The organism is Pseudoalteromonas sp. c7(2019), from assembly GCF_011378625.1.
GTDB classification, from domain to species: domain Bacteria; phylum Pseudomonadota; class Gammaproteobacteria; order Enterobacterales; family Alteromonadaceae; genus Pseudoalteromonas; species Pseudoalteromonas arctica.
In genome coordinates, this window is record NZ_WTKS01000027.1 from 1 (window position 1) to 16,443 (window position 16,443).

A 16,443-nucleotide genomic window follows, 5' to 3' on the forward strand; every position below is an offset into this window, starting at 1 on the left:
AATTACCGAAATAACTATTCTGTTGGTCACTCAGTTTTCAATTGAGACTCTAAATTTGTTTGCCTCGCTAATTACCCATAAAGAGTAAGTAGGTTGGCTGTTAGAACTCAATCTGTACGAGTGCCCACACAGATGATTGCTTTATATTGTTAAAGAACGTTTTGATTCGCTTTAGCGTCTCAAGGGATGCGAATAATACACCCTTTATTTTTCGAGTCAACACTTAGTTTTAAACTTTCTTTTTGGAAGATTTAAAACCGAAGTTTTATTTAACTCTCTGAGTTGTTCCTGCCTCGCTATGCGTTGGCGTTTCCCGTCTCAGTGGGGTCGCATTATAGGGAGATCCGAAAACAGATCAACCCTTTTTTTAGATCTTTTTACTGTTCGAACAAAAATAGAACAAAACCATGTAAAACCATATGAAAACCTTCCTAAGATGATGCTTTTTTGTGCTCTTATTTATTATTTAATACAAATATCATTGCTATGTTTGATTTAGACGTTAAGATAGCAAGTTCACAATGTTAAATTAATGTTTATTTCCTGTTTATTGGTAGATCTAAAATGAAATTACCCGATCAAAAATCTTTTATCTTCTCTGTTATTCTTGCTGTAGTTGGTTTTGTTGTTGTTGAGTTCGCTTTAGGCGGCTTAGCTTTAAACCCTGCATTACTATTTGGTGCTGGTTTATTAATAGGTGCGATTGCTATTGCTGCAATGTCATCTGATGTGACTGAAGAAGCTGAAGTTAAAACAAAAACGCTTTATGTTGGTAACCTTCCTTATCGTGCAAACGAAGGTGTGGTTCGTGCATTATTTGAAGAACAAGGCAAAGTATTCAATGTTCGTTTATTAAAGGATAAGAATACTGGCAAGCGTCGTGGCTTTGGTTTTGTTGAAATGGCGCAAGCTGATGCAGACAATGCAATTGCTAACTTGAACGATAGCGAGTTCCAACAACGTACTTTAAAGGTACGTGAAGCAAAACAAAAACAAGAAGATGATTCTAATGCTCTACGTACTGAGACGGATCAGTCAGTGTAACTAGCTTTACCGCTAGCTTATTGCTAAACACATCAGCCGTTGCATAATATTGCAGCGGCTTTTTTATGTCTGTTAGTTTATTCACACAGAAGTTAAGTTGGTTAAGTAGGTAGTTGACTCTGTTTGCTATCGCTACACCTGAATCAAGTAATTTTACATTCCCTTCAAAATACTGACTAATAGGCTCTGCTAATATTGGAAAGTGCGTACATCCTAATACAAGTACATCTATAGTTTTATCTATATGTAGGTCATCAAGCACTTGATGCAACTTGTTTGTATCCAAAGACTCTGTAAAAAAGTATTGCTCAGCTAAAGTTACTAACTCCACACTGCTATATAGATTAACGGTTACATTACGTGCATGGTCAGTAATTAATGTTTTAGTGTATGAACTGGCGACCGTTGCCGGTGTGGCTAATAAGCCAATATGATTTGAACGTGTTAACTCTGCCGCAGGCTTTATTGCTGGCACAACACCCACTATAGGAATATCTGTCATTTGGCGAACAGCGCTAAGTGCAGATGTAGAAGCGGTATTACACGCTATTACAATTAAATCAACGTTAAGCGTATTAGCTTTGATGAAATGAATAAGTGAGCATAATCGGTTAATGATTGTTTTTTGGGATTGAGCACCATAAGGTAGTAATGCATTATCCATAAAATAACTGTACTGAGCATTGGGGATACTTTGCTTTATATGCTCAAGTACAGTAGTTCCACCAATACCTGAATCAAAGACCATTATATGCGCTGACAAACTACCGTTCCCACTTTACTTTAAGAACGGCAGTTTGCCATGAGGTATTTATAAAAGAAAGTAGTTTAACTTTGCGTGGTTTCTAAATCAGCAAGCTCGTCGGCTGCCGAATTTAACTGATTAAGGTTTTCGAACATAGACTTTGTGTAATCTACTAACTTATCTATTTGCTCCTGATCTTGATTTAACCATTGGAGAATGCCAGCTAGCTGATTTTGTAATCCAAGCTCACCCGCTTTTTCAAAAGCATTTTTAAGGTCGTCATTAAAAGGAGCTAAACCCTCCGCTACTTGTTTTTCTGGTGCTGGTCTATATTCTTCATAGCTTTTAACTGTTGCTATTGTTTTTGTTTGGCGTAAATCCATAGAAAAAGCCACCAGCTGATCGCTGTCTAAACTCAGCTCTTGCGCTTGTTCAAATGCTTCATCTAAATCACCACCAAAAAAGGTTTTACTTAAATCTTGTAAGTCTTCCATCATTACATTAATAGCTTCTTGCTCTTGCTCATTTAAGTCACCATTAACCGACATCGAAAATGATACCTGTCGAGATTGCGATGATGAGCTTGCAAACGACTCGCCATTATTGTTTTGCTGATAGCCACTTGCCGACTGAGATTCAAATGCATCTGCAAAGCTAATACTTACCTCGTCACCTTCTGCGGTGGTAAATTTATACTCTGCATTACTCGTCATACTGACATATTGAGCCTGGCTTATATTTACGCTGGCTGGTTGTGGGTTAAATAACGACTCTTCAAACTTATCCAGCCCATTGTAAATTCCCTCTTTGGACTTATTAATCCCCTCTTCCATGTCATCATTAAATACGCCTGTACCTTTGAGTTCATCAACAGCGTCGTCAATCCCTATTTGGACTCCTTTGCGCGCGTCGCCTAACATATCTTTGAGCTTTTCGTCATCAGCGCCGTTAGCTTTTGCTTTATTAACAGCACTACTTACAAAATCGAGTACGTTTTTTACTATTTCATCAAAATCAAATAGTGGTTTATCTGCTTTTTTTTCTGCGATAGGCAATCCAAGCTGCTCAGCCATTTTATCGCCAAGCACCTTTGCGGCCAACTCTCGGCCTCGTTGTTGATAGCTATCTTGAGGAGACGTAATTGTAGGTTGCTGTATATCAGCTTTATTATTGAATTTATTGATGTTGTTGTTTGGCGTAAAGCCATAATTACCTATTTTCATGATTCGTCTCCTAAGCGTGCGTAGTTTATTATCGGCTATAACAATAAAAACTAAAGTACAATGTTCAATAAAACAGCATAAATGCTAGCCAAAACTAGACAAATACGCAGCGCTCCCTACAATAGCGCCGATAAACAGATCTTAGATAAGGTAGTAGCGTTAATGGCAGTTATTAAAATAGATACCACACAGTACCAAACGCAGTTAAGTGAAAAAGAGCAGCGTATTAGTGCACAATTCCAACGTTTTGGTGTGGAGCAACTAGAAGTATTTAGCTCAGAGCCAACTAACTACCGCCAACGTGCTGAATTTAGAGTATGGCACGACGGTGACGATCTGTTTCACATTATGTTTGATCAACAAACAAAAGAAAAAATCCGTGTTGATACATTTGATCCAGCAGCGCCTCTAGTTGGTGAAATAATGCAGGTGATGATTGAGCATCTTAAGCCTTGTGAAATATTACGTCGTAAGTTATTTCAAATCGATTACCTATCCACGCTAAGCGGTGAAATTTTAGTAAGCTTGCTTTATCACAAACCACTTGATGATGAATGGTTAAGTGAAATTAAAGCGCTTAAAGAAAAACTAAGCAGTAAATACAAAATTGACTTTATCGGTCGTGCTCGCAAACAAAAAGAAGTGCTGGGTGATGACTTTGTAACTGAGCGTTTAACAGTTAATGGTCAAGAGCTTATTTATCAACAAGTAGAAAATAGCTTTACTCAGCCTAATGCAAAAGTAAATATTAATATGCTGGAGTGGGCGCAAGATTTATGTAAACCACTTAAAAATGATTTATTAGAACTGTATTGCGGTAACGGTAACTTTTCAATTGCGTTAGCGGGCTGTTTTAATAAAGTATTAGCAACAGAAATATCAAAATCATCTGTTCATTCTGCTCAATACAATATTGCTAAAAACAACGTAGAGAACCTAGATATTATTCGTATGTCGAGTGAAGAGTTTACTCAAGCAATGAATGGCGAGCGTACTTTCTCTCGTTTAGACGGTATTGACCTTAAAAGCTATGACTGCCAAACCATATTAGTTGATCCACCGCGCGCGGGCATGGATGAATTAACGTGTGACTTAGTGGCTAACTACGAAAGCATAATTTATATATCGTGTAATCCTGAAACCCTTGAGCGTGACCTTGATCACCTAACACGTACGCACAACGTTAAGCGCTTTGCTATATTTGATCAGTTCCCATATACACATCACATTGAGTCGGGTGTTTTCTTGCAGCGCAAATAAATACGCTCAGTAAACGTTACCCATAAAAAAAGCTCCTTGTAGGAGCTTTTTTAGTTTTAGCTAAACTTACTTGTTAGCTAAGTAATTAATCAGTTTGCTAATATCTTCTGGTTCAGTAATACCCGACTCACGACCTAGGTTTAATTTATACTTACCATTTACAATAAATGTAGGTACGCCACGTAGTGCGCCTTTTTCTTTAAAGTAGTCTTGATCGCGTTTCATTTTAGAGCTCAGCGTTCGTACCGAGAAGCTTTTAAACAGCTTATCAAACTTATCGCCATCAACGCCCTGCGCTACAAATATATCTTTTACATCTGCAAGCTCATTAAAACTAGCGCGCTTTGTATGAATATGATTAAAGATTGCAGAGACAATTTTATCTTTTTGCGGAAGCACTTCTGCAGTAGCGAGTGCTTGGCTCATCATCTGTTGGTTTTCTGGGTCGCGTACACCTACAAAATCAACATGGCTCTTTTTAAATTTAACGTTTTTATCAAGCTTAGGCTTAAACTCACCAATTAGTGCTTCCATGTTATTACATGCAGGGCAGTAAAATGAGAAAAACTCTTTAATTTCTGGCTTTTTAGTTGCGCGCTCAGAAACAACGTCGTAATGCACGCCTTCTTCATACGTTGCTGCAAAGCTTGTTGCCGCCATAGGAAGTAGTACTGCAAGCAAACCTGCTTTAACTAATTTAATCATTATTATGCTCCGAAATTTATAGTGCTAATAAAAACGCTACTAACTCATCAAGTTCTTTTTGATTTTTGATGGTGTTGAGGTTTATTTTATATTTATCGTTAACAATAAAAGTAGGTACACCTGTAAGTGCGCCTAATTTTGAATATTTATTTTGTTTGTTTTGCATTGCTTGCTCAGCCGAAATAACAGGCATGCTTGCAATTTCTTGATCAAACGTTGCGCTATCAATACCGTTTACTTCAAGTAATTTTTTAACGTCTTTCATTTCAGTTAAAGGAGCACGCTGAACATGAATACTTTTAAAAATTTGATCGCTAATACTCTGCGCCTGACCATGCTGCTTAGCAATTAAGTAGGCAAAGCTTAAATTACTTTGTGCTTGTGGCGACACGCCACCTAAAAAGTTCACGTGGTTTTTAATAAACTCCGCGCCTTCTGGCAAGCCTTGTTCAATTGCTTTTGCTACTGGTTCAAACTTAAAACAATGTGGACAGTAAAATGAGAAAAATTCGGTTACTTGTGGTGATGTACTTTTGTCTACATCAATAACAGTGTATTGATTATCAACTTCAAACTGTGCAGCAAGTGCTGCAAATGGTAAACATAAAAGTAATAAACTCAGTTTTAATTTTTTAAGCATTTGTATCTCGTTGTACTTGTCTTTAAATAAAATATTACGGCAATAACTTTAACGGTGCTTCTTGCAGTGCTGCAAGTTGCTCCTTCAGTGCTAAAATTTGTTGCTCCCAGTATTTGTCATCAGCAAACCATGTAAAGTTCCGCACAAAGGCAGGATCGCTCCATCGTTTAGCTACCCATCCCATATAATGGATAATACGCATCGCTCGCAGCGGTTCAATTAATTTGAGTTGAGAGTGATCAAAATCACAAAACTCTTCATACGCATTCACAAGGGTGTCTAACTGTAACAGTTGCGTCGCTCTATCGCCACTGAGCATCATCCATAAATCTTGGATTGCAGGACCTTGGCGGCTGTCATCTAAATCAACAAACATGAGCGCATCACCTGCCCACAAAATATTACCAACGTGGCAGTCACCATGTAAGCGAATACTTTGCACATCTTTATACTGTTTTTGCGCCTGCTCTATCACTAAATCTAAAATAGTATAAAAGGCAGTATTTATTCCCATAGGCACTAAGTTACTTTTTTGAAGATGAACTTTGGCTGTATGTAAATACTCCTCGCAGGTAACTGTTGGCCTATAAGTAAAAGGCTTTGTTTTAGCTACTTGGTGCATACGGCCAATTAAACGCCCCATTACATCAAGTTGATCTAAGTTATCAACCTCAAATAAACGCCCGCCGACACTTGGAAACAACACAAACAAATAACCTTCGTGTTCAAACAAGCTTTTCCCATTATATAAAATAGGGACAACAACAGGCACTTCTGCTTCTGCCAGTTCAAATGCAAAGTCATGCTCTTCTTGAATTTGCTCTTTACTCCAGCGCTCTGGACGATAAAACTTCACTACGTAACGCAGACCATCATCGGCTTTAAATTGGTACACTCTGTTTTCATAGCTATTGAGTGCCAACAAACCAGATTCGGCGTACACACCTACGCTTTCTATTGCATCGAGTATTAGGTCAGGTGTTAAGTCAATAAAACTAAATTTACTCATACTCTTCTTATATAAAATAAAAAGCGGGTTATATACCCGCTTTTGTTAATTGCTATATCAACTTACCTATTTAAGGTAGGTTGTGATTATCGCGCTTTAAAAAAGTTACTCGACTGCGATATTGTCTCATCCGGCTCATCTACCGGTGAAAGCACAAAGTTAAACTCTGTCATCGACACCTTCAAATCATAAGGGTCCATTACAAGCGACAATGGCACATTATGAGATTGCCCTGCCTGCACAGTAAATGACTGCTTACCAATATACTTAAAGTTATCTAACCCTTGCACTTTAATATTAAAGGTTTGCTCGTACTGCGCTTTATTAATTACCTTTAATGTATAGGTGTTCTCTACTAAACCATCAAAATCGACACGATATAATTGATTTCGATCACGAATGATATCAAAGTCCATTGTTTTACGCAGCGCTATATTAGCTACAAGTGCTCCCGTAAGCACAACAAGTATGACCGTGTAACCAATGATTTTAGCTCGTAGTGGATTCGTTTTATTTTCTGGGGTTTCGAGGTTTCGCTCTGTCGTATATGAAATAAGCCCACGCGGGTATTCCATTTTATCCATTACGCCATCACACGCATCAATACATGCACCACAGTTAATACACTCAGCTTGTAACCCATTTCTAATATCAATACCTGTTGGGCACACTTGAACACACAAGTTACAGTCTATACAGTCGCCTAGCTCTAAATCTTCATGATCTACTTTACGTGAACGAGGACCACGGCTTTCACCACGGCTTTCGTCGTACGTTACAGTGTATGTATCTTTATCAAACATAGCTGATTGAAAACGAGAGTAAGGGCAAATGTGTAAACACATAATTTCTCGCATCCAACCGGCATTACCATAGGTACACGCAGCAAAGAAAATAATACTGACTAGTGCATAACCACCCACGTTAAACGTTACAAAATCAGGAAGTAACTCTCTGATTGGCGTAAAGTAACCCACAAAAGAAATAGCGGTATATAACGAAAACAATACCCAACTAGTATGCTTTGCCGTTTTACGCCAAAACTTATCAAAATTCATGGGTCTTTGATCGAGTTTTTTACGCTGATTAGCTGTGCCTTCAAGCTTTTCTTCAAACCAAATAAAAATAAAGGTCCAAACAGTTTGCGGACATGTGTAGCCACACCACACCCGTCCATAGAAGGTGGTCACTAAAAACAGCGCAAATGCTGCCAGCATAAAAATAAACGCTAATATGGTAAAATCTTGAGGCCATAGCGTTAAACCAAAAATATTGTATTTTTGACCAATTAGATCAAACAGTACTGCTTGCTGGCCGTTAAAATTAATCCAAGGAAGTAACATAAACGCAAGTAGGCCTAAAAAGCCAATGCGCTGCCTAAGTAATTGATGTAGGCCTTTTACGGCACGCACATAAATACGATTTCGGGGATTGAACCTATCATCTTGACGGCTTAAATCCGGTTTTTGGATTTTCACCTCTACAGGGATATTCTTTACTTTAATTTGCTTGTCCATCGAAGTTCCTCAACGCCGCTTGGAAATAAAAATCCAGCAATACTCAAGTACTCTATACTTAAAGCTAGCAAGTTACTTGCTAGGCAGATTTACTTTAATAAATTGCCTTCTCGAATACTTTCAGATATTTCAGAAATATCTGACTGCTGTTAACCATTATAACAATGTTGGTTAAAATTACTGGCATAGATCGCTAATAATTTATTCATCCCAGTTACTTGCTTTTAAAATGCAGTTTATTACACTGCATGGTAATTCAACCCTACTTAGATCAAGGTTTACGTATCCATGAAAAAATTTATTATTTTGGTAGTTGTGATCCTTGCCTTTTTTACAATCGATCATCCGCTTATAAAAGAACCTCGCGAAAGGTTATTAGGTGAAGGCATTGGTTTTTTAAGTGATGCAAGTAAGGTTAACAGAAGCCCTGCTGCAAATATGGCTAAAAATAGAATCAGCACTCAACTTAAATTGTCTGAATCTGAGGGTGAGTACGTAGAAAAAACGTTTACAACAGATGACTCTGTTCAGTTATTTCACCTACGCTATTGTCGTGAACGTGACTTAAACCTTTATTTTTATGGCGATCGTTTAAATACAGTATGTAAAATAGTGACTGAAGCATTAGAGCAAAAGCGAGCAAAGTAGTGGATTTTTCAGGATTAAATAAAAAAGCAAGCGACTCATTTCATAAACAACGCAATATGCTCAAGCAATTAGCACAAGGCAAAACGTTAAAGTGTGAGAAGTGTAATGGGGTTTTAACACTTAATTTAGCCACCAGTGAACCTGGTAAAGGCGTAGTAAAGTGCAAACAAGGCTGTACGGATATTATATTAGAGCTAGGCACTTAGATTAAACTAAGCGCCTGGTATTAATAATTACTCTTCCCAACTCTCGTCGGTTATCAAACCGCTATTAATTGCGACCACTTCAATTAGTTCAGCAAACCCCAATGCAAAGTCACCCATTGATTCATATTGGTACTGACACAAGGCTTCTATAGTCATGTTATTTTGTTTGGCAATCTGAGCTATTGCAAGCTGGTCGAGTGCAAAAAAGCTTAATGTACTTAACGCACTTTCTAATGCTTGTTTAAAGTCAGTGTCTAATTGCGGTGCATTTAACAAAGGCTCTGCGTAAGCTTTGGTTGCAACTAAGAAGCCTTTACTCCATGACTTACAAAATTCAGCATCAAATGTGTTAGGCAATTTGTATCCAGTTTCAAATACTTGCTCACTAATTTTATGATATAGCGCCATAAACAAGAAAAGTATTTCTTCATCTAAATCATTAGCTGTATTTGGTAATATCTGCTCAAGCCACTCATGCACATCTAATGGATTGGGCGAACAAATAACGCCAAATAAATAGCCTTGGCTTTGTACAAGGGTCATTGCTTGAGATTGGGTATTTAAAAATGTGCTGAGCTGCTTTGCGTGCAGCTCAGTAAATTGGGGTATTTGCATTAAAACTCTTTATATTCAAACATTAAAAGTTGAGCGGGTAACGACCTTGGCTATCTGGTCGGCCTAAAAATTTAACCGCATCATGTACATCTTTAGGTAAGCTAGCATCTGGTTTTACATAACCTGCCACACTAAAGTCGAAATTAGCTTTAAGTGTAGCATCTGCCTCAAGGCCAAGCGTATTATCTGGGTCAATTAATATAGCAATATCGCCCGACTTACAGCTTAACTTACCAGCCAGAGGGCCAATATTAAACCACCCATTTAAGCCTTGCACGTCAATATTAGGGCTCGCTATTTCACCTTTTAGTGAATCACAATAAGGTGCACCTGAGCTGTATTCATCAAGTTCTAAAATTACACGCCCTTTAGCGGTTACAGGTAGGGGAAGCTGCACGCGCTGCATTGCATGCTCTACTGTTGAGCGCACTAGGCCGTCAGTCACTTTAACTTCTTGATTAAAAAGCCCATAACTTACATCAGCATAACCCGAGATATCACTACGCTCTCGTGCATTACCAAACTTCACATTCGCATTTAGCTTGCCTGTAAATAACTTCCAGCCAGCAATGTCCCAGCGCACATTATTTAACTGTTCACCATCAAAACGAACTTGCATCATTTGACCTTGCCAAACAGTGCCTACAGTTTGCCCTACTTCTAATTGCTTTGGAAAGTACGGTTTTGCTATATCTAGTGCAATATGTGCTGGTAATTTAATAATACAAAACACAATAAAACTAATTAAAAAGACAGCCGATAACGTTATTATTTTTTTCATTAATTAATTCTCTAATACTAAACGGCTTACACGCACATAGCCTGATTTATCATCGCGGCTCAAATCTAAGTTTTCAATTTTTAAGCCGTGCTGATTCACTAGCTCATCTAACCACTCTATTAACTGATTAAATTCTACAGAGTCGAGCGTCAAACGTAGCGAATCACTACTTGGCTGCATTTTACTAATACTTATTTGATGGCGCCCACGTGTAGAATTAACAATTTGGCTTAAGTTTGCATTGCTAGCAACACTGGTGTTACCCGCAGCCTTTAGTTTAACAATACTGTCATCAACCCAAGCTAATAGCTCTTGTTGTTTAATTTGAGATTGCTGTGCCTTTTCTATCGCATTATTTAATGGTCTAAATATTCCCATTACTAAAACAAAAATAATAAACACGCCACCAGCGACCATTACCAATTGTTGTTCTTGCTCTTTAAGCGAGCGCCATTGTTGCATTAACTGCTTTTTCATACTGCACCTCGCAGTTTAATTTCACCAACGACATAATCACCGTCGTTATTTAAAGACCCTTGCTCAACAGTTAAACCTTGTTTTTCAAGTATGATTTTTACTTTACCAAAGGTTTGGAAGTCTTTAGCACGTGCACGAATGCGCAGCTCATTGCGACGTTTGTCATAACGAAGTGTTTCAGGTGTAAATTCGCTAACTTGCGAAAATACATCAACCAAATTAGTCGTTAAGTCTAAAAAGCCCGACTCACTTGAGCCTTGCACTTTATCTAACGCGCCTTTAATTTGACTTTTAATTAGATTGGGGCGAACTTTAGTCCCTGGGAATGCTTTTTGGTATCTGTCGACTACTTGAGCTTTAGCTACTTCTACTTGTGTATTAAGTTGGTGTAACTCAATAGCTTTTATTGTAATAGTAGAAACCAATGCAACACTTGCTATAATTGCGGCGCCTTTCCAGTAACCCCACCATAAAGCGCTTTGTTTTTTAAGCTGATACATACCTTGGCGTAAGTTAAAGTTAACGCTATCTAACTGCTTTGCAAATAATGCTAGAGGTAAGTCGTACTCACTCGTTTGCGCTTGTAAGTTAACGCTTTCTGGAAACTGACTAGCTGGGCTAAAATGCTTAATATCAGGATTACCCATGGCTGTTAAGTAGCCATTTAACCAACTAGATTCAACCGCACCTATGTGCCATTGCCCTTGCTTAAATAACCATTGGTTATTGAGCTCGATAGCGGTGACTGCGCCATCATCTGCAAGCGGTAACAACAAAGCATCGGGTAATATTCTGTATACTGATAGATTATGCTCTACAAATAATGCGAGCCATTGTTCAAACCATTCACGGTCTGTCATTGCGACACGAATTGCATGTTGCTCACCAAGCATTGTCGGCTGCGCTACTGCTATAAACAGTTCATCTACGTCACATGCTATATCTTCTTCAAGCATGTATGGCAATGCTTGCTCAAGCTTGCGATTCCATTTTGTTGGCAAAGCGACCGTTTTTAATTGCACTTGATCACTTGGTAACAACACGACCACTTCTCGGGTAAGTGCTTTTTCGCTTAGCTCACTTAAATGCTCTGCATTTGGTAACTCGCCACTGGCTATTATTTCTTGTTCTTGTGGTGAGTAAATTAACCAATTAAGCAATTCTTGCTCGGTTTGACCCGTGCGGATCAACAGTATTTCTGTCACTGTACGCCTCCAAATTTTCGCGCCAGTATCGTTACGTCACCGTCTTTAGCGTGCAGTAATGTGGTCATCGAAAAACGCAGGTCGACAAAATTTGCCTGCGTTTGTAATTTAAAATATTCGCTTTTAATACTAAATAAACTTTTGACTGAGTCGGTATTAGTACCGCCTTGTTGCTTCACCTGTTCAAAAAATTCATCAATGGTGTCAAAGCCAGTTTGCGGTCTTGCACCTATCACAGCCTCTGCACCAGATAAGCTCAAGCTTTCTATTAAGGCACTGAGTATAAGTGCTTGCTCTGGGATTAATGTATTTACGTTAATAGATAAAAGCGTACTGCCTGGTATTACACATACATATGGCAGTACTTTTTCCATCACTAATGGGTTGAAGCCCTTAACCAAGCGTAATTCCGATGTTGATGCAAATAAACTATTGGCTGTCATATACGGAAAATCTCGTGATAAATACTCGTCTTCTTCTGCGCCTGAGCGATATGTAATACTGTCCTCGTCAAGCCAATCAAATACGCTATCTGCCATTGTCTCTTCTGATTCATCAGCAGGTAAATCTTCAATGTTTTCAAGTAATGCAAATAGTGCTTTATGTGCAGGGTTTGTTTTACTTGCGCTATTTTCTTCTGGCGCTATGGCTAAAGCATTTAAATTTAAACATGCTTGTAAATCAGTAATTTTGCCACTTAACGTGCCGTTATCAACAGGGTATGAAGCATCACCTTGAGTTGCCCAAACTTGATCAAGTGTTGTTTTATCAGCATCATCTTTTTTACTTTGTATTAGCCCTTTAATAGCAAGCTCTTCTGCACCGTAGGCATACCATTTAGCTTGCTGATGACCTTGCAAATTAGTACTTTTTTGCACTTGAACCATTAAATTAGCACTCATTTCTACTGCTAAAATAGCCGCTAATGCCACAATAAACAAAACAATAACAAGTGCTGCGCCGCGCGATGATTGCTGCTTAACCATTATTCACATCCGTACTTTGTGTAGCAACAACTTTGCCTTGCCCAGGAACTAAAAATACACGACGAATTGGCTCTGCTTCTATTTGTTGCAAAGTAACAGCAACCGCTTTAGGGAGAGCTTTAATTTCCCACTGTTCCTGCCATTCGTTTTTATCATCCAAAAACTCAAACTTAAGCTCTTCAACATTTTCTAGTACACGTTGAACTCGCGGTTCCATATTATCAAGCTGATCAACATAAACCCGATAAACACGCTCAAGGTTATCGTCTATCACTCTATAACCAACGGCTTGTAGTTCTGAACGTGGCAATAAATTAATTGGATTTATCCAGCCATCTCGTACAAACGCAATACCATCGTATTGGCTTTCTAAAACGTAACGACCAGCAAGTAAGTATTGTTCTTGAACATCACCAGATTCGTTTCGTACTGCACGTTTAGTCATTTGGCTAAAATCTTGATCCATTAACCTAAATGTTGTTTGCAACCCATTTAACTCAGCAATTTTTTCATCGGAGGCATCTTTTGCTCTTGTTGTCGTCTCGAGTATTTGATGAGTAGCAATAATAACAAAAGCTAAAATACCCAGTGCTACCATAACTTCAAGTAATGTAAACCCACGCTGCTTCACTTACTTTTTGCCTTTATTGAGATACGTTGATAACTCATATGCCGAATGCTCATATTTTTCATCCGTAAAAACATTTATGGTTAACTTAACAAAGCTTTTGTCAGCAGTGGCTGTTACTTCTTGCTGCCAAAACCATTCAACACCGCCCATTACTTCGCTGCCTTTAAGGTTATTTTTACCTTGCCATTGTTCGCCTTTAGTACGCTGTTCAATAATAACGTTTTCGGCGACCCAAGATGCATAGGTTTGCTCTTCAATAGTCGTTAAGTGGTGTATGTGCTCGCTTGTTGCTTGCATTGCAGCTATACCCGCCATGGCACAAATACTTAATGCCACTAATACCTCTAATAAGGTAAACCCTTTAGTGCGCTTCATTATTCTGGCTCTCGGCGAAAGTTTACTGGTGCAGCAAATTCACCTTCAATGTAATACACAGGTTCGCTTTGCTCTTTTAACTCTAATATAAGTTGAAACGCGCTTACCTCACCTGATGACAAAATAAGTACTTGTGGGATTTTCAACTTTTTAAGCTCAAGTAAGCTGTCTTCATCGCCGCCACTCATAAGCTCGCGCCAGTTAGATTGCTCTAAGAGGTTATCTTGCGCCCACGTTAAATCTTCTAAGTTAAGCGTGAGCTTTAATCTTTCATCTAACTCTATTGGTTTAAAAAGATCTTCACGGTCAAAGGTAATCCACTTTTCACCATCGAAAACTAAATACTCTAACGTATTTTCTTCTACTAATAAGCCCAATTCAACTTGGTTTAAAATGGCAAATTCCGATGCCATGTTAATGGTGGTATGCAGCCTTAATGCTTGAGTATCTAACTCTTCCTCAGCACCGCCTTCTAAGCTATATACCACCATTTTTGTAGCAAAAGCGATGATCACTAATACCACTAAAATTTCTATTAAACTAAAGCCTCTGCTTTTTGCATGGCGCTGCTTAAGGCTTGCTTTCATAGCAAGCCTCTAGAATTAACATGTTCATACAAAGCAGTGTACTTAAGCATTATTGTTTTTCTTCGTCCCAGTTACCGATATCATCATCAGTACCTACTTCACCATCTGGGCCCATAGAAAAAATATCAAACTTGCCAATTTCACCTGGGCTAATTAGCTGATATAGATTACCCCATGGATCTTCTGGTAATTCATTAATAAAACCACCGTCAGGGAAACGTTTTGGAACCGGTTCAATGCTTGTTTGAGTAACTAGCGCTTCAAGACCTTGCTCTGTGCTTGGGTAGCTCTTATTTTTAAGCTTGTATAAGCTCATTGCATCTTCTAATTGTTGAATATCTAAATGCGCTTTATCGATAGCAGCCTCTTCTTGCTGACCCATAATGTTAGGTGCAACAATTGACATAATCATTCCGATGATAACCAGTACCACCATCACTTCTAGTAAAGAAAAACCTGATTGTTTATTCACGTAATTACCTCATTATTCTAAAAACATTAAGTAAAAATGGTTTAGGTAAAACCATTAATATATTTAAAAGTTTATTCTAACTTAAAGTCCAACAGCTTTATTCATCGCCATTATTGGCTGCAATATTGCCATTACTATAAATAATACAATAACCGCCATTGAGGCGATCATCGCAGGCTCTAGTAGTTTAAGCGATACATTAACCATGCTCTCAAATTCGCGATCTTGGTTATTTGCAGCACGCTCTAACATTTGCTCTAGTTCACCTGATTTTTCACCACTTGCTATCATATGCAGCATCATTGGTGGAAACAACTTAGTTTGCTGAAGTGCAGCTCTTAAGCTTGCACCCTCACTCACTCTATCGGATGCATCTGCAACCGCTTTTTTAATTTTTTCGTTAATTAATACGCCGCCCGAGATACGCATTCCTTCAAGTAATGGTACCGAGCTTGACGATAAAATACTTAAAGTACGCGCAAAACGTGCGGTGTTAATACCACGAGCCACTTTACCTATACCAGGCATATGTAGCACTCGGTCATCCCACCAAAAGCGTATTTTAGGCTGCTTAAGTGCATGCTTAATACCAATGGCTATAGCTGTAATAGCTATTAAACTAATAAACCAATAATTTTGTACAAAATGGCTGCCTGCCATAACCCATTCGGTTGTCCAAGGAAGTACTTGTTTTGTTTTTTCAAACGTTTTTAATATTTTTGGTACTACAGTACCAAGCAATACCGACACAATACCGATTGCAAATACCACTAAAATAATAGGGTAAACCATAGCCTGAGTTATTTGGCTACGCATATGTTGGCGCTGCTCGGTATAGTCGGCTAAACGATTAAGTACTTGGTCAAGGTGACCCGACTTTTCGCCTGCGGCTACCATTGCACGATATAAGTCGTCAAAAACATGAGGAAACTCACTAAGGCCATCGGCAAGTGTGTAACCTTCAACCACTTTTGAGCGTACCGACATAAGCATACGCTTTAAACGCGGCTTTTCGCATTGCTCAGCAACCGCCATAACAGCGCCTTCAACAGGGAGTGCCGATTGAATAAGTGTTGCTAATTGCCTTGTAATTAGTGCTAAGTCTGAGGTTGAAATTGTCGGTTTAAAAAAGCCACCGAGTAAAGGGGCTTTTTCACCTTTGACTTGTTTATCACTTTGCGCCGCAGGGACAACTTCAAGCGGCGTAAGTTTTTGATCACGTAAAGTTTGGCGAATTTGTTTAGCTGTATCAGCTTCTAAAATGCCTTTTTTTTCTTTACCTCGGCCATCTAAGGCACGGTATTCAAACGCCGCCAT

Annotated in this window: 20 protein-coding genes; 4 read left to right on the plus strand and 16 right to left on the minus strand. The window is 38.6% G+C overall.

Annotated elements, in window-relative coordinates; genetic code table 11:
- Positions 1 to 564 precede the first annotated feature (564 nt).
- Positions 565 to 1,044: an RNA-binding protein gene (locus GQR38_RS19355; RefSeq protein ID WP_007582860.1), complete on the plus strand. Its 480-nt coding sequence runs from the start codon at positions 565 to 567 to the stop codon at positions 1,042 to 1,044.
- Here the strand turns inward: GQR38_RS19355 and murI are convergent.
- Both murI and GQR38_RS19365 read right to left on the minus strand, forming a co-directional pair.
- A complete protein-coding gene (murI, locus tag GQR38_RS19360) occupies positions 1,007 to 1,807 on the minus strand; it encodes a glutamate racemase (protein WP_165723019.1) in 801 nt (266 codons plus the stop codon). The two genes, GQR38_RS19355 and murI, sit on opposite strands and share 38 nt — an antisense overlap.
- Positions 1,808 to 1,872: 65 nt before the next feature.
- The gene (locus tag GQR38_RS19365) at positions 1,873 to 3,012 is read right to left on the minus strand and encodes a DUF5610 domain-containing protein (RefSeq protein WP_165723018.1); all 1,140 of its coding nucleotides are present in this window, start codon (positions 3,010 to 3,012) and stop codon (positions 1,873 to 1,875) included.
- A gap of 162 nt (positions 3,013 to 3,174) precedes the next feature.
- Between GQR38_RS19365 and trmA the strand changes: the two genes are divergently transcribed.
- A complete protein-coding gene (gene trmA, locus GQR38_RS19370; protein WP_007582854.1) occupies positions 3,175 to 4,272 on the plus strand; it encodes a tRNA (uridine(54)-C5)-methyltransferase TrmA in 1,098 nt (365 codons plus the stop codon).
- Positions 4,273 to 4,338: 66 nt separating this feature from the next.
- Here the strand turns inward: trmA and GQR38_RS19375 are convergent, their stop codons facing one another.
- From GQR38_RS19375 to ccoG, 4 genes are all read right to left on the minus strand, one after another.
- The gene (locus GQR38_RS19375; protein WP_010555409.1) at positions 4,339 to 4,977 is read right to left on the minus strand and encodes a thiol:disulfide interchange protein DsbA/DsbL; all 639 of its coding nucleotides are present in this window, start codon (positions 4,975 to 4,977) and stop codon (positions 4,339 to 4,341) included.
- Positions 4,978 to 4,993: 16 nt separating this feature from the next.
- Positions 4,994 to 5,617 (minus strand): thiol:disulfide interchange protein DsbA/DsbL, encoded by a 624-nt coding sequence (locus GQR38_RS19380; protein ID WP_007586563.1) that lies wholly within the window; start codon positions 5,615 to 5,617, stop codon positions 4,994 to 4,996.
- Between the two features lie 34 nt (positions 5,618 to 5,651).
- Positions 5,652 to 6,626, minus strand: a complete 975-nt coding sequence (locus GQR38_RS19385) for a serine/threonine protein kinase (RefSeq protein ID WP_165723017.1) — start codon at positions 6,624 to 6,626, stop codon at positions 5,652 to 5,654.
- An 86-nt stretch (positions 6,627 to 6,712) separates the two neighbouring features.
- Complete coding sequence (ccoG, locus tag GQR38_RS19390; RefSeq protein WP_007586568.1) at positions 6,713 to 8,143, minus strand: cytochrome c oxidase accessory protein CcoG; 1,431 nt, start codon at positions 8,141 to 8,143, stop codon at positions 6,713 to 6,715.
- 288 nt (positions 8,144 to 8,431) lie between these two features.
- Between ccoG and GQR38_RS19395 the strand changes: the two genes are divergently transcribed.
- Together GQR38_RS19395 and GQR38_RS19400 are read left to right on the plus strand one after the other, a co-directional pair.
- Positions 8,432 to 8,791: a hypothetical protein gene (locus GQR38_RS19395; RefSeq protein ID WP_007586569.1), complete on the plus strand. Its 360-nt coding sequence runs from the start codon at positions 8,432 to 8,434 to the stop codon at positions 8,789 to 8,791.
- Positions 8,791 to 8,997 carry a hypothetical protein gene (locus GQR38_RS19400; protein WP_007586570.1) on the plus strand — a complete coding sequence of 69 codons (207 nt, stop codon included), beginning with the start codon at positions 8,791 to 8,793 and terminating at the stop codon, positions 8,995 to 8,997. Before GQR38_RS19395 ends, GQR38_RS19400 begins: the two co-directional genes overlap by 1 nt.
- A 27-nt stretch (positions 8,998 to 9,024) precedes the next feature.
- On the opposite strand, the gene GQR38_RS19405 is transcribed toward GQR38_RS19400, so the two are convergent.
- The 10 genes from GQR38_RS19405 to gspF all read right to left on the minus strand — a co-directional run bounded on the left by GQR38_RS19405 (position 9,025) and on the right by gspF (position 16,443).
- On the minus strand, positions 9,025 to 9,612 hold the full coding sequence (locus tag GQR38_RS19405) for a UPF0149 family protein (protein WP_165723016.1): 588 nt from the start codon (positions 9,610 to 9,612) through the stop codon (positions 9,025 to 9,027).
- 22 nt (positions 9,613 to 9,634) lie between these two features.
- A complete protein-coding gene (locus GQR38_RS19410; protein WP_165723015.1) occupies positions 9,635 to 10,393 on the minus strand; it encodes a type II secretion system protein N in 759 nt (252 codons plus the stop codon).
- 3 nt (positions 10,394 to 10,396) lie between these two features.
- Positions 10,397 to 10,870 (minus strand): type II secretion system protein M, encoded by a 474-nt coding sequence (locus tag GQR38_RS19415; RefSeq protein WP_010555411.1) that lies wholly within the window; start codon positions 10,868 to 10,870, stop codon positions 10,397 to 10,399.
- Positions 10,867 to 12,075, minus strand: a complete 1,209-nt coding sequence (gene gspL / locus GQR38_RS19420) for a type II secretion system protein GspL (RefSeq protein WP_024591438.1) — start codon at positions 12,073 to 12,075, stop codon at positions 10,867 to 10,869. Before gspL ends, GQR38_RS19415 begins: the two co-directional genes overlap by 4 nt.
- Entirely contained in the window at positions 12,072 to 13,061 is a 990-nt protein-coding gene (gene gspK, locus GQR38_RS19425) for a type II secretion system minor pseudopilin GspK (RefSeq protein ID WP_007586581.1), read from the minus strand. The genes gspL and gspK overlap by 4 nt, the downstream gene beginning before the upstream one ends.
- The gene (gene gspJ, locus GQR38_RS19430) at positions 13,054 to 13,692 is read right to left on the minus strand and encodes a type II secretion system minor pseudopilin GspJ (protein ID WP_010555413.1); all 639 of its coding nucleotides are present in this window, start codon (positions 13,690 to 13,692) and stop codon (positions 13,054 to 13,056) included. The genes gspK and gspJ overlap by 8 nt, the downstream gene beginning before the upstream one ends.
- Positions 13,693 to 14,067 carry a type II secretion system minor pseudopilin GspI gene (gene gspI, locus GQR38_RS19435; protein ID WP_002962039.1) on the minus strand — a complete coding sequence of 125 codons (375 nt, stop codon included), beginning with the start codon at positions 14,065 to 14,067 and terminating at the stop codon, positions 13,693 to 13,695.
- Positions 14,067 to 14,654 (minus strand): prepilin-type N-terminal cleavage/methylation domain-containing protein, encoded by a 588-nt coding sequence (locus GQR38_RS19440; protein WP_165723014.1) that lies wholly within the window; start codon positions 14,652 to 14,654, stop codon positions 14,067 to 14,069. Before GQR38_RS19440 ends, gspI begins: the two co-directional genes overlap by 1 nt.
- Positions 14,655 to 14,703: 49 nt before the next feature.
- Positions 14,704 to 15,126: a type II secretion system major pseudopilin GspG gene (gspG, locus tag GQR38_RS19445; RefSeq protein ID WP_007586585.1), complete on the minus strand. Its 423-nt coding sequence runs from the start codon at positions 15,124 to 15,126 to the stop codon at positions 14,704 to 14,706.
- Between the two features lie 81 nt (positions 15,127 to 15,207).
- Positions 15,208 to 16,443 carry a type II secretion system inner membrane protein GspF gene (gene gspF, locus GQR38_RS19450; protein WP_002962033.1) on the minus strand — a complete coding sequence of 412 codons (1,236 nt, stop codon included), beginning with the start codon at positions 16,441 to 16,443 and terminating at the stop codon, positions 15,208 to 15,210.